This window comes from Syntrophomonas curvata (assembly GCF_052976825.1).
Genome location: NZ_CM129641.1, coordinates 1 through 13,252, shown reverse-complemented (window position 1 = coordinate 13,252; position 13,252 = coordinate 1). Strand labels below are relative to the sequence as shown.

10 protein-coding genes and 1 other annotated feature are annotated in these 13,252 nt (G+C 47.1%); all 10 genes read right to left on the bottom strand.

Going from position 1 to position 13,252, the window contains the following annotated elements; translation table 11 throughout:
- Positions 1–32 precede the first annotated feature (32 nt).
- The 10 genes from serA to dnaA all read right to left on the bottom strand — a co-directional run bounded on the left by serA (position 33) and on the right by dnaA (position 13,252).
- Positions 33–1,625 carry a phosphoglycerate dehydrogenase gene (gene serA, locus ACU70B_RS00050; RefSeq protein WP_447184338.1) on the bottom strand — a complete coding sequence of 531 codons (1,593 nt, stop codon included), beginning with the start codon at positions 1,623–1,625 and terminating at the stop codon, positions 33–35.
- Between the two features lie 16 nt (positions 1,626–1,641).
- Complete coding sequence (locus tag ACU70B_RS00045) at positions 1,642–2,805, bottom strand: pyridoxal-phosphate-dependent aminotransferase family protein (protein WP_447184337.1); 1,164 nt, start codon at positions 2,803–2,805, stop codon at positions 1,642–1,644.
- Positions 2,806–2,862: 57 nt separating this feature from the next.
- Positions 2,863–3,063 (bottom strand) — a binding site (T-box leader).
- Positions 3,064–3,334: 271 nt separating this feature from the next.
- A complete protein-coding gene (pdxT, locus tag ACU70B_RS00040) occupies positions 3,335–3,904 on the bottom strand; it encodes a pyridoxal 5'-phosphate synthase glutaminase subunit PdxT (protein WP_447184336.1) in 570 nt (189 codons plus the stop codon).
- Entirely contained in the window at positions 3,894–4,775 is an 882-nt protein-coding gene (gene pdxS, locus ACU70B_RS00035) for a pyridoxal 5'-phosphate synthase lyase subunit PdxS (protein WP_447184335.1), read from the bottom strand. The genes pdxT and pdxS overlap by 11 nt, the downstream gene beginning before the upstream one ends.
- A gap of 108 nt (positions 4,776–4,883) precedes the next feature.
- Positions 4,884–7,322 (bottom strand): DNA gyrase subunit A, encoded by a 2,439-nt coding sequence (gyrA, locus tag ACU70B_RS00030; RefSeq protein WP_447184334.1) that lies wholly within the window; start codon positions 7,320–7,322, stop codon positions 4,884–4,886.
- A gap of 15 nt (positions 7,323–7,337) precedes the next feature.
- Positions 7,338–9,242, bottom strand: coding sequence for a DNA topoisomerase (ATP-hydrolyzing) subunit B (gene gyrB / locus ACU70B_RS00025; protein ID WP_447184333.1), 1,905 nt, complete (start codon positions 9,240–9,242; stop codon positions 7,338–7,340).
- A 3-nt stretch (positions 9,243–9,245) separates the two neighbouring features.
- The gene (gene remB, locus ACU70B_RS00020; RefSeq protein ID WP_447184332.1) at positions 9,246–9,497 is read right to left on the bottom strand and encodes an extracellular matrix regulator RemB; all 252 of its coding nucleotides are present in this window, start codon (positions 9,495–9,497) and stop codon (positions 9,246–9,248) included.
- 13 nt (positions 9,498–9,510) lie between these two features.
- Positions 9,511–10,602 (bottom strand): DNA replication/repair protein RecF, encoded by a 1,092-nt coding sequence (gene recF, locus ACU70B_RS00015; RefSeq protein ID WP_447184331.1) that lies wholly within the window; start codon positions 10,600–10,602, stop codon positions 9,511–9,513.
- A gap of 26 nt (positions 10,603–10,628) precedes the next feature.
- Complete coding sequence (gene dnaN, locus ACU70B_RS00010) at positions 10,629–11,768, bottom strand: DNA polymerase III subunit beta (protein ID WP_447184330.1); 1,140 nt, start codon at positions 11,766–11,768, stop codon at positions 10,629–10,631.
- Between the two features lie 173 nt (positions 11,769–11,941).
- Positions 11,942–13,252 carry a chromosomal replication initiator protein DnaA gene (gene dnaA / locus ACU70B_RS00005; protein ID WP_447184329.1) on the bottom strand — a complete coding sequence of 437 codons (1,311 nt, stop codon included), beginning with the start codon at positions 13,250–13,252 and terminating at the stop codon, positions 11,942–11,944.

The following is a 13,252-nucleotide window of genomic DNA, read 5'->3' as shown; positions in this document are numbered from 1 at the left end:
CACAGGTTGTCACGGATTTGCACCGACCGCCGCTAAAACTCCAGCAACCGGGGACGCTCCATTATTCCATCCAGGTTTTTTAGCTTCTCCAGGATATGGTCTTCTACTTTGTTGTCTACGTTAATCAACATGATAGCAGTCTCGCCTCTGGTCTTGCGGGCTACTTTCATGGAGGCGATGTTTACTCCTTCATCACCCAGGGCAGTAGCGAATGGTCCAATGACCCGCGGGCGGTCCTGGTTTTCAACCATGATCACAAACCCTTCCAGCCCGGTCTCGGTTTCGTAACCGTTGATCTCCACCAGCAGCGGGTCACGAGCCCGGGAAACGGTGCCGGCAATATCCAGGTGGTTATTATGGTTATAGATTTTAGCCGTAATTACATTTTTATAGCGCTTGGAGCTCTGCCCTTCTTTTTTCTCATAGACCTGCACACCTCGATCTTCAGCCACCAGCCTGGCATTAACGTAGTTCACCTTTTCATCCATGATCGGTTTAAAGAGGCCTTTTAAAAAGCTTACGGTCAAGATTTCGGTTTCATTCATGCTAATGGGGCCGCTGAAGGTTAGTTCTATCCGACTGACCGGAGATTTCCCCAGTTGATAATAAAAACTGCCCATTTTCTCGGCCAGATTAATATAGGGCCTCAGGTAGTCCAGTTCCTCGCTTAGCATGGTGGGCAGGTTGACCATGTTAGGTACGATATCGCCCCGCAGAGCTTTGATCACCTGCTCGGCTATGTTTTCCCCCACCCGTTTTTGGGCTTCATAGGTATCTGCTCCCAGATGGGGGGTACATACTACATTGTTGAACTTGAACAGGGGATTTTCGGTGGCCGGTTCCTTTTCAAAAACGTCCAACCCGGCACTGCCGATTTTGCCTTGCTCCAGACCCTGCAGAAGGGCGACTTCGTCAATTATCCCACCCCGGGCACAGTTTACCACCCGTACTCCATCTTTGGCCAGAGCCAGCATTTTTTCGTTTATCATGTGCATAGTCTCTTCATTGCGGGGGGTATGCACAGTGATAAAATCGGCTTCCTGCATCAGTTCCTCCAGGGTGTTTTTCTTTTCCGCCCCAAAGCGCTCAAAGCGTTCATCCGCTATATAGGGGTCATAAGCAATCACCTTCATGTTAAAGGCTTTCAGCCGGGTCGCCACCATGGAACCGATGCGGCCCAAACCTACTATTCCTACAGTTTTGCCGTAAAGCTCCACTCCCCTGAAGGGCTTGCGATCCCAGGTGCCGCCCTTGACAAAGGCATTGGCCCAGGCGGTATTGCGCACCGAGGAGAGCAGGAGACTGATGGTCTGCTCGGCGGCGGAAATAGTATTACTGTCGGGGGTATTGGCTACTATAACCCCGTAGCGGGTGCATACCTCTACATCTATGTTATCCACACCGTTACCTGCTCGGCCTACCACTTTGAGACGACTGGCCCGGCTTATCAGTTCTTCATTTACTTTAGTTACGCTCCTGACAATCAGGGCATCGTACTGGTCGATTATTTCCAACAGTTCCTCCCTTGAAATACCGTCACGGTAATCCACATTGAGTTCTGTTCTTAAGAGCTCCACTCCCTCATCGGCTATTCTTTCCGTAACAATAACCCGCTTCTTTTCCATCTCTATACCCCTTTCATCATTTGCTGTGTATTTCTAAAAGTATTTCCTGGGCTTTCTTAACCCCCGCGCCACTTTCCACTGGGTATCCCAGCTTAATTAAGACAATTTCCAGGGCAGCCAGGATGGATAGTAAATCCAGCTCCCGTACATAACCCAGATGTCCGATGCGGAAGATGACATCGTCCAGTCGCTGCTGGCCCCCGGCCATAATGATGTTGAATCCTTCCTGCATGGCCCGCCGTATCCGGTTGGCCCCCAGCCCGGCAGGAGCAATAACCGAGGTCAAGGCCGGAGAGGCGTTGGCATCTGCCGCCAGCAGGCCAAGTCCCATTGCTTTGACTGCCTCTCTCACCAGATGGCGATAATCAAGGTGGCGTTTCAATATATTATCAAGCCCTTCCTCCAGCATCATCTGCAGGGCTTCACGCAACCCATAATAGAGGGATACCGGAGGAGTAAAGGGATTCTGCCCTTTTTCCAGGTAATTAAGTCCCGCACGAACATCCCAGTAGTATTTGTGATTGCAGTTCTTATTATAAACCGCCAAAGCCCGGTCATTGAACGCCATAAAGCTTAACCCCGGAGGAATCATAAAGGCCTTCTGAGAACCGCTCACCACCACATCCAAGTTCCATTCGTCCATATATAACTCGGCTGCTGCCAGCCCGCTGACCGCATCAACTATGAACAGAGCCGGATGCCCTCCCACTGCCTCGCGAATACTCTTTATATTATTACAAACTCCGGTGGAGGTTTCATTATGGGTAACAAGTATGGCTTTTATCTCGTGGTTGACATCCCTGGCTATTATATCTCTGACTAATTCCGAATCGGCCGCCTGCCCCCAGGGAAAATCAATTTTATCTACCTCAGCTCCGAATTCAGCGGCTATCTGAGCAAAGCGGTCCCCAAAAACACCTATGGATATGGCCAAAACCCGGTCTCCCGGAGATATGAAGTTTACCACCGCCGCTTCCAGCCCTCCGGTGCCTGATGCTGGATAAATCAATACATTGTGGCTGGTATGATAAACTTTTTTAACCCCTTCGGTCACTTCACCCAAAATCTCCTTGAACTCGGGTCCCCGGTGATTAATCACCGGTTTACTCATGGCCCGCACTATTCTGTCTGGTACGGGGGTAGGACCGGGAAGCAGCAAAAACTGTTCTCCCACAATCATTTCCTTAGAAAACCTCCTTAAAATACTAAAAACTAATATAAAAAAACCCCTCGCCCGGTCAGGGACGAGAGGTTATTCCCGCGTTGCCACCCTAGTTGGTGTATAGCACACCCGCTTGGAGGTTATATCGGTACCACCGGTACTGTTTTCACAGTCTGCATCCAGGGTGGATTCAAAATCCGGCTGCTCTGGTTCACACCATCCACCAGTTCTCTGGGCCAGCCCTGGAATTTTACTAATCCCCTTCATCGCGCCTAAATTTCTACTTGAAGATTGGCTCTCATTATATTATACAATTTGCGCTTTGGCAATAGATGAAGCGACATAATACAGTATACCGTTTTGGCAAGGGATTATTCGTGATTACTGTTAGCTGCATTCAGCTGTCTTGCTTTGCTGAAATAAACTGATAAGTATGATCGAGTATGTCCTGGGGATATTCTCTCAAAGGAATCAATTCGGCAATAAAAGACTTCCAGAAAATCCCCGACAAAGTTTGCTGTATTGAAACGAAGTTATTTAACCAATTTTATAACATAGACAGAAAATAGCGATGCATTTCCCCACCTTCGGTCAGTTCGGGATGAAAAGCGGTGCTTAGGAGTTTATTACCCTGCTGCACGGCCACAATCTTATCCTGATATGTAGCCAGGATCCGGGCTTCACCCCAGGTTTTTTCCACATAGGGAGCGCGTATGAATATCCCTCGGGTTTTGCCTATATCCGCAATCTCCAGATCAGCCTCAAAGCTGTTAATCTGCCGGCCGAAGGCATTTCTTTTCACCCTTATGTCCATAAGTTCCAGGCTAAACTGTTTTGAGTCTGCCACTTCCCGGGCCAGGAGAATCATCCCCGCACAGGTTCCCCAGATGGGCATACCGGCAGCAAACCGGTCTTTTATGGCCTTATCCAGGCCGTATTCCCGCATCAGTTTACCAATGGCAGTGCTTTCTCCCCCCGGTATTACCAGCCCATCTACCTCTGCCAGTTGAGCCGGGCTTCTAACCTCTATGCTTCGGGCTCCGCATCGGTTAAAAGCCTGTTCATGCTCAATAAAAGCACCCTGCAAGGCCAGTATGCCAATCCTTTTACCAGCCACGCTCCTGCATCCTCTCCTCCGGCCTGATGGTGCTGATGTCTATTCCTACCATAGCTTCTCCCAGGTCCTTGGATACTTCAGCCAGTTTAGCGGAATCATTGCAATAAGTGGTGGCGGCTACTATGGCCCGGGCCCGCTTCATGGGGTCGCCGGATTTAAAAATGCCGGAGCCAACAAATATACCGTCACAGCCCAGTTGCATCATCATGGCAGCGTCAGCCGGCGTGGCGATGCCGCCGGCAGCGAAATTAACTACCGGCAGGCGTTTTAACTGCGCAGTCTCCACTACCAGTTCGTAGGGGGCCTGTAATTCCTTGGCCGCCGCCATTAATTCTTCTTCGGGCAGGTTGCTGACCCACCTGATTTCGTCATTAACCTGGCGGATATGGCGTACGGCTTCAATAACGTTGCCGGTACCCGGCTCGCCCTTGGTTCTTATCATGGCAGCCCCTTCGCCGATACGGCGCAGGGCTTCTCCCAGATTGCGCGCACCGCAAACGAATGGAACCTTGAATTGTTTCTTGTTGACATGATATTTGTCATCAGCGGGGGTTAATACTTCGCTTTCATCTATATAATCAATCCCCAAAGACTCCAGGATCTGTGCTTCGACAAAATGTCCAATACGGCATTTGGCCATAACCGGAATAGAGACGGCATCCATAATACGCAGAATAACGCTGGGGTCAGCCATCCTGGCAATACCGCCGGCGGCACGAATATCTGCCGGAACCCGCTCCAGAGCCATTACGGCGCAGGCCCCCGCCTCTTCGGCTATTTTAGCCTGTTCGGGAGTAGTTACATCCATTATTACTCCACCCTTTAACATTTGGGCCAAACCGGATTTTACCTTAAAAGTACCCTGTTCCATGCTAACAACACCTCCACTGAACTTGGAAGAAACACTCTTGCCATGATTATAACAGTTTTTTTTATTATCTATGGTATGGTTTTTGATTATCCTGGTTTTATTTTCTTGCTATTCTTCCTTTTCAACCTTGAAGCGAGCCATACTCACAATGCGGTCATCATCCGGCAGCCGCATCAATAATACTCCCCGAGAATACCGCTTTTGCTGGGAAATATCGTCCGCTTCCAGACGGATAATCTGTCCTTCCCCGGTTAGCAGCACCAGTTCTTCATCTTCCCCAACTATTTGAAAAGCTACCAGGGAGCCATTTTTATTCGTAATGTCGATGGCCTTCAAACCTTTGCCCCCCCGGTTCTGCTCCCGGAACTCGATGGTCGGGGTTCTCTTCCCATAGCCTTTCTCGGTCACCAAGAGGGCATCAGTTCCCTCCCGGTATTTGTCCATGCCAATAACTTTATCACCCGGGGATAATCGGATAGCCTTGACTCCGGTGGCCGTTCGCCCCATAGCGCGGACTTGAGCCTCGTCGAACATTATGCATAACCCGTTGGCGGTGACCACCATAAGCCGGTCGCTTTTTTCCACTCTTTTGACCCCGATCAGTTCATCATCTTCCCGCAGATTAACCGCAATTAATCCTGATCTGCGAATATTTTCAAAGGCAGATAAGGGAACCTTTTTTATAATCCCCTCTTTGGTCACCATGACCAGATAGCGTTTAGGGTCGAGGTAGCGGGCAGCCACCATGGTGGTTACCCTTTCATCCGGTCTTAGTTCCAGGAAATTGATAAGTGGCATTCCCTTGGCCTGACGCGAGGATTCCGGCAGGCGATAGGCTTTATTGGAGAACACCCTTCCCTGGTTGGTAAAGAACAATACGGTTGACAGTATACTGGTGACAATAACACTGCTTACCGCATCCTCAGCCCGGGTAGTAGTGGAGCTGATACCTTTGCCGCCGCGTTTTTGGGCCTTGTAGGTATCAAGCGGCTGCCGCTTTATATATCCCCGGTTGCTCAGGGTTATCATCACTTCCTGATCATCTATCAAATCTTCGATGTTGTAATCGCTTAGTTCCACACTTATTTCAGTTCGGCGCGGGTCGGCATATTTGCGTTTTATTTCCTCCAGATCCTGCTTTATAATTGCCCTTATCCGTTCCGGACGGGCCAAGATATCTTCAAAATCGGCAATCCGGTCCAATAATTCGCCATGTTCATCTTCCAGTTTACTGCGTTCCAGTCCGGTTAATTGAGCCAGCCTCATATCCAGGATGGCGTTGGCCTGAATTTCACTCAACTGGAATTGGGACATCAATCCCTGCCGGGCTTCTTCCCTATCCTTGCTGCTGCGAATCAGGTCAATAACCTGATCCAGGTGATCCAGCGCCTTGAGCAGCCCTTCGACGATATGCAACCGATCCCGGGCGACCTTCAGGTCAAACAGGGTGCGCCGGGTTATTACGTCCTGGCGATGTCCGATATAATTCTGCATCATTTCCTTCAGGCTCAAAACCCGGGGCTGTCCATTAACCAAAGCCAGCATAATAATGCCGAAGCTCTCTTCCATCTGGGTATGTCTGAAGAGTTTGTTGACTACGACATTGACATTAACATCCTTGCGAACTTCAATTACTATGCGTATACCCTGCCGGTCGGATTCATCTCTTAAGTCAACAATGCCGTCTATTTTTTTATCCCGGGCCAAATCGGCTATTTTCTCTACCAGTCGGGCTTTATTGACCTGATAGGGGATTTCGGTTACGACTATGGCGTTCTTGCCGCCCTTTTTTTCTTCGATGCTGTAGCGGGCCCGGGTTTTAAAGCTGCCCCGTCCGTTTGCATAGGCCTGCTTTATACCATCAGTCCCCATGATGATACCTGCGGTAGGCAAGTCCGGGCCGGGTATTTTGGTCATCAGTTCCTCCAGGCTGACCTCGGGATTATCTATTAAAAGTTCCAGTCCTTCCACCACTTCACCCAGGTTATGGGGTGGTATGTTGGTGGCCATACCGACGGCAATACCGGCTGAACCGTTTATGAGCAGGTTAGGAATACGTGCAGGAATAACCTGGGGTTCTTCCCGGGTATCATCATAATTGGGACGCCAGTCAACCGTTTTCTTTTCAATGTCCTGCAGCATCTCTCCTGCGATCCGGGCCATGCGGCTTTCGGTATAACGCATGGCTGCCGCCGAGTCACCGTCAATCGAGCCGAAGTTGCCGTGACCGTCAATTAAAGGATAGCGCATAGAAAAACCCTGGGCCATTTTAACCATGGTCTCATATATGGCGGCATCACCGTGGGGATGATATTTTCCCATAACTTCTCCCACAATGTTGGCTGATTTTTTATGGGGCTTTTCATGGGTTATACCCTGATCATAGAGGGCATAGAGTATGCGGCGGTGTACCGGTTTGAGACCATCCCGGACGTCAGGAATGGCGCGGGACACGATAACACTCATGGAATATTCCAGGAATGATTTTTTTACTTCTTTCTCAATGTCAATCGCTATTACATTATTGAATAAACTACCTTCTGGCAAGCTCTATCACCTCTCTTATATATCCAGGTTAGTCACATACCTGGCATTGGCCTGAATGAATTCCCTGCGAGGCTGGACATTTTCCCCCATCAAATCGGAGAATATTTCATCGGCCCTGATAGCATCGTTTATGTTGACCTGCAATATGGTTCGGTTTTCCGGATCCATGGTGGTCTGCCACAGTTGTTCCGGATCCATTTCACCCAGGCCTTTATAGCGTTGGATGCTCCATTTCTTATTGGACTCTTCCATAAAGCTGTTCATTTTGGTTTCGTCATGGAAATAGTGTATTTCATTTCCCCTTTTTAACCCATACAGGGGAGGTTGAGCAATATAGACATAACCATTTTCAATCAGTTCCCTCATATAGCGATAGAAGAAGGTCAACAGTAATACCCGGATATGAGAACCGTCCACATCGGCATCAGTCATAATAAAGAGGCGATGGTAACGGGCTTTCTTAATATCGAAATCCTCATCGATACCGGTGCCGATAGCAGTAATCAGAGACTTTATCTCTTCATTGGAAAGCACCCGGTCCAGACGTGATTTCTGTACATTAAGAATTTTTCCCTTGAGGGGAAGTATAGCCTGGAAATTGCGATCCCGGCCCTGCTTGGCCGAACCGCCGGCCGAATCACCTTCTACGATGAACAGCTCACTCAAGGCCGGGTTTTTATTGCTGCAATCAGCCAGCTTTCCCGGCAGGGATGTGGATTCCAGAGCACTCTTGCGCCGGGTCAGTTCCCGGGCTTTTTTGGCTGCTTCCCGGGCCCGGCGGGCGGAAACGGCTTTTTCCAGTATCTTTTTGGCTATCGCCGGGTTTTCATTAAGATAATCCTCCATGCTTTCGTAAACACTGCTCTCGACTATACCCCTGATGTAAGTGTTTCCTAATTTGGTCTTGGTCTGGCCTTCGAACTGAGGGTCTTTGACCAAAACCGATATAATGCCGGCCATCCCCTCCCGGATATCCTCACCGCTGAGATTGGCGTCATTCTCTTTGAGGATATTGTTCTTTTTGGCATATTCGTTAACCACCCGGGTAAGGCCGTTCTTGAAGCCTACTTCATGGGTTCCGCCTTCTTGAGTGCGGATATTGTTGGCAAAAGAATACAGGTTTTCACTGTAACCGTTATTATACTGAACCGCCACCTGGACTATGACGTCTTCTTTCTGGTTTTCAAAATAAACCGGATCGGGGTTTATAACTTCTTTATTTTTATTTACGTAAGCGACAAAATCGCGCAGACCCCCAGAATAATGGAACTCCTTGCTATATATTTCTTCTTCCCTCTCATCGCTAAAAATTATTTTAAGGCCTCGGTTGAGGAAAGATAACTCCCGCAGGCGTTGGGTTATTATATCCCTTTCAAACACCGTTTCTTCAAATATTTCGGTATCAGGGTAAAAATGAATGCAGGTCCCTTTTTTATCAGTATCCCCGGTTTGCTGCAGCGGAGTTACCGGTTTACCTTTTTCATAGGTCTGAGTATAGACATGACCGTCTATGCGAACTGTTACATCCATACGCCGGGATAAGGCACTAACCACTGATAATCCTACCCCGTGCAGGCCACCGGATATAGTGTATCCGCCCCCGCCGAATTTTCCGCCGGAATGCAGAGTGGTCAATATCACTTCCAGGGCCGGAATACCCATCAGGGGATGTTCATCTACCGGTATTCCGCGGCCATTGTCGCTGACACTAACGCTATTATCAGGTTTAATAACTACGTTTATGGTATCACAGTAACCTGCTACTGCTTCATCTATGCTGTTGTCCACAATTTCAAAAACCAGGTGATGCAAACCTCTAGGACCCGTAGACCCTATATACATACCCGGTCTTTTGCGAACTGCCTCCAGTCCTTCCAATACCTGGATAGCAGAGGCATTGTAAGCGTTTTCACCGTTCAAAATTTAGCCCTCCTTGTAGTGACTGAATGCCCGCTTATAGAGAGTGGTCGAGGAGATGGGTGACAGATAGACTTTTTCATTACATACGATCAGGGCTTTTTCTTTGCCCTTTTCACTTATATATACCAGTTTACGGTCTAATTTCGCCGTATCCATAATATCAATAAGGTCATCTGATATTGGGGGTTCGATATTCAGAATAGCAATTATTCTTTCTGAAGGAATGATGAAGTTGTTTCCCAGGTGAATATACATAATATTACCCCTTTCATTGCAGGTGCCCGTCCTTCACAGTTGCTACTACCGCAGATCTGAAGTCTATATCATTTAAATTTACCGAAGTCAGAAAACTTTGAAATTCGGCTTCCTGTAGATAATCCAGCAGCAACTGTCTTTTTTCCCTGTCAAGCTCGGATAATACCTCATCCAGAAGAAAAACCGGCTTAAAACCGCTTATTTTTTGAAAAGCATGGAGTTCTGCAAGCTTTAAGGCCACAACTATATTTCTTTGCTGGCCCTGAGAGGCAAAATACCTGGCTATTCTGCCGTCCTGATATACGTTTAAATCATCCCGGTGTGGGCCGACCAGGCTTTTTTTTCTTTTAACTTCCTGCTCCTTTTTTTCCTGGATTTGCTTTTTTAAGGCTTCTTTCAAGGCATCATGATTTATTTTACCACTATCAAGGGGAAATGAAAGGGCATATCTTATTTTAAGACTGCCCTTCCGGTTGGTAATCTCCTGGTAAATCGATGCTGCGTATTCATCTAAAGTATTAATTAAGTTAATTCGAGCCAGAATAATCCTGGCCGCATTCTCAATGAAGACCTCTTCGATAATGGCAAATGATCTGGTATTATATTGTTCTCTTTTTAATAATAAATTCCTCTTTTTTAAAATTTTAACATAATTAGCCAGATTGTAATTATACTCGCTTTTTATTTGCGTTAGTATAAAATCCAGGAATTGCCTGCGTTTACCCGGTGATCCCTTAATCAAAAATAAATCGTCGGGAGAAAAGAGCACTGCTCGCAGGCGAAGAGGATTACCAAGAGTTGTTTTTTTGGAATTAATCTTGAATTTTTTGCCGTATTTCAGATCATAGTTTACTTCTGCCTCTATGTTCCGTTCGTTGCAGCTGTATAAGCCTCGCAAAACGTAAGCATCTTTTTCGTAGCGCAGCAGATTTTTATCCGAGCCGGTACGAAAGGAAGTACCGACGCTTAAAAGGTAAATCGCCTCCAGAATGTTGGTTTTACCCTGGGCGTTGTCCCCCAACAGTATATTTAGACCAGGCCCGGGGCGATAGGTAAACTTTTCGAGATTACGAAAATCCCTGGCCTCAATTTGCTGCAGCTTCAAAGTGTTAAGCTCACTCTCCTAAGCCTTTAATTAGTGGTTCGCAGGGGAACCAGTACATAGAGATAATTCTCCTTCTGGGGATTTTTTATTAATGCCGGTCCCAGGGCACCTGATAATTGTATGTCAGTTTGCTCGGATTCGCCAGCCACGATTTTGATGACATCTAAAAAATAGTTGGTATTAAAGGCTATTTTTATATCGCTTTCTCCGCTCAGTTTTATGCCTTCCAATACTTCTTCGATTTCACCCATCATCTCTGAGAAAGCATTTACCTTTATTTCATCTTCGCCTATGTCAAAGCGGGCATATTGAATTTTAAGTTTGTCATCGGTGGGCATAGTGCGTACCCGTTCCAAAGTATCGGCCAGAACGCCGGTATCGATTTTTAAAGAGGTGGTAAAGGTAGTAGGTATTACCTGTTCATAGTTAGGATATTGGCCTTCGATCAAGCGGGAATGCAGGAAAAAATTATCCTTGGAAAAAATGACGTTGTTGTCACTGAAAGCTATATCAATGAGTTCGTCGTTATCATCCAAAATACGCAGCAACTCGTTGACTGTGCGGGTTGGAATAATGAATTTAAAGGTTTCGATTTCCGGGCCGGTTAAATTGCAGGTGTAGCAGGCCAGACGATGAGTATCTGAAGCTATCACTTTAAGCATATTGCCGCTTAAAATATCGAATAATACGCCGGTAAAAACTTGACGGAAATGGGTGGCGGCTGCAGCAAAAGAGGTTTTGCGCAGAGCTTCTTTAAGAATTTTCTGGGGCAGAGAAAGCCGCTGCTGCATTTTTTTAAGAGGCAAATCGGGATATTCGTAATCCCTGTAGGTGTTGATAGATCCTGCTGAGCGGCCATAGTATACGTTTAGCTTGTTTTTGTCCTGATTGAGCTCCAGGGTAACCGGGCCGTCGGGCAGTAACTTTATGAAATCGGCAAAATAATGGGCGTTGACCAGTACTATCCCGGGCTCTATTATTTCCAGGCTGCTGGTGGATGCTTTGATGCCTATTTCCATGTCGGTTGCTGTCATTGTCAATCCTTGAGTTGGGTCGGCTTCAATCAGCAGTCCTGATAAGACCGGAATCGTGTTTTTACTGGATGCTGCCCGGTAGACCAGGGTGGTAAGAGAAGATAAATCTCTTTTTTCCATACTCACTTTCATGCTAGTACCTCCAATAACTTCCAGGGCTGCGGGAGCGAGCCCTATGTTATTTATTATTTATAAACAGTTCCGTAGTAATAGTAGTAGGCTGGCGGGATATGTGGATAAGGGTGACGAAGCCCGTTCCCAAGCCAGCTTGTCCGCTTGATAAAGTTGTTGAAAAACATTGAAAATCAGACGGTATAGTTGGGGTTAATCTTTTTGCATAAATCGTCGATAGCTGCTGCCAGTTCACCGTCGTTTTCCAAATCCCGTTCGACTTTTTCGTTGGCATGGATAACCGTGGTATGATCCCGTCCTCCGAACTGTTCACCGATCTGTGGGTACGAAGCGTCGGTGAGCCGGCGGCAGAGATACATGGCAATCTGTCTGGGATATACTAGTTGTTTGTTGCGCTTTTTGGAAAGCAGCTCGCTTACTTCCAGACCGTAGTACTTGGATACGGTTTTTTGGATAGATTCAATGGTAATTTTTTTGGGTCGGGGTGGAGGTAAAATGTCTTTTAAAGCTTCGCTGGCAGTGGTCATATTAAGGGGTTTGTTAGTAATGGTGGCGAAAGCTACTAAACGGACCAGGGCACCCTCCAGTTCACGGATATTGCTGTCGATGTAGTTGGCTATATAGTCCAGTACATCATAGGGAACATTAAAGTCTTCGGTCTGGGCTTTTTTCCTTAATATAGCTATACGGGTCTCCAGATCGGGGGGTTGGATATCAGTTATAAGGCCCCATTCGAAGCGGGAGCGCAGCCGATCCTCCAGGGTTGGAATGTTTCGGGGGGGACGATCGCTGGAAATAACCACCTGCTTGTTGGATTCGTATAGAGTATTAAAGGTATGGAAAAATTCCTCCTGGGTTCTCTCTTTGCCGGCCAGAAATTGGATGTCATCTATTAGAAGCACGTCAACCCGGCGGTAGCGATTGCGAAAACCAGCCATATTATCGTCTTTGATTGAACTGATGAGCTCATTGGTAAATTGTTCGGAAGATACGTATACTACCGAATAATCACGCTTCTTTTTCATGATATGGTGGCCGATCGCCTGCATGAGATGAGTTTTCCCCAGGCCGACTCCACCATAGATAAATAGAGGATTGTAAGCCTTGGAAGGAGATTCGCCTACGGCATAGCAGGCAGCGTGGGCAAAACGGTTACTATTGCCGACGACAAAGGTATCGAAGGTATATTTATGATTAAGAGTAGTAAACATCCCCTCTTTTTCAATCTGAGATTCAGTGTTAAAAACCAGTTCAATATTCTGATTGGTAAGATTGCGGATTTTGTTCTGCAAACTGTCCAGATAGCGTGATTCAATCCACTCTTTGGTGAGGGAGTTAGGGACGCTGACATAAACCCGGTCGTTGCGGAAGGTTTTGAACTTAACCATGGAGAACCAGATATCAAAACTACTTGCATCTATCTCTTCAGCCAGGGATTGCAGAACCTGATTCCATATGGCTGAAAAGTTATATTCCTGGGACAT

Coding starts and splice junctions, on each gene's coding strand:
- ACU70B_RS00045 (WP_447184337.1), bottom strand. CDS start 2,805: ATGATTGTGGGAGAACAGTTTTTGCTGCTTCCCGGTCCTACCCCCGTA.
- dnaN (WP_447184330.1), bottom strand. CDS start 11,768: ATGAAAGTGAGTATGGAAAAAAGAGATTTATCTTCTCTTACCACCCTG.
- remB (WP_447184332.1), bottom strand. CDS start 9,497: ATGTATATTCACCTGGGAAACAACTTCATCATTCCTTCAGAAAGAATA.
- dnaA (WP_447184329.1), bottom strand. CDS start 13,252: ATGTCCCAGGAATATAACTTTTCAGCCATATGGAATCAGGTTCTGCAA.
- serA (WP_447184338.1), bottom strand. CDS start 1,625: ATGGAAAAGAAGCGGGTTATTGTTACGGAAAGAATAGCCGATGAGGGA.
- pdxS (WP_447184335.1), bottom strand. CDS start 4,775: ATGGAACAGGGTACTTTTAAGGTAAAATCCGGTTTGGCCCAAATGTTA.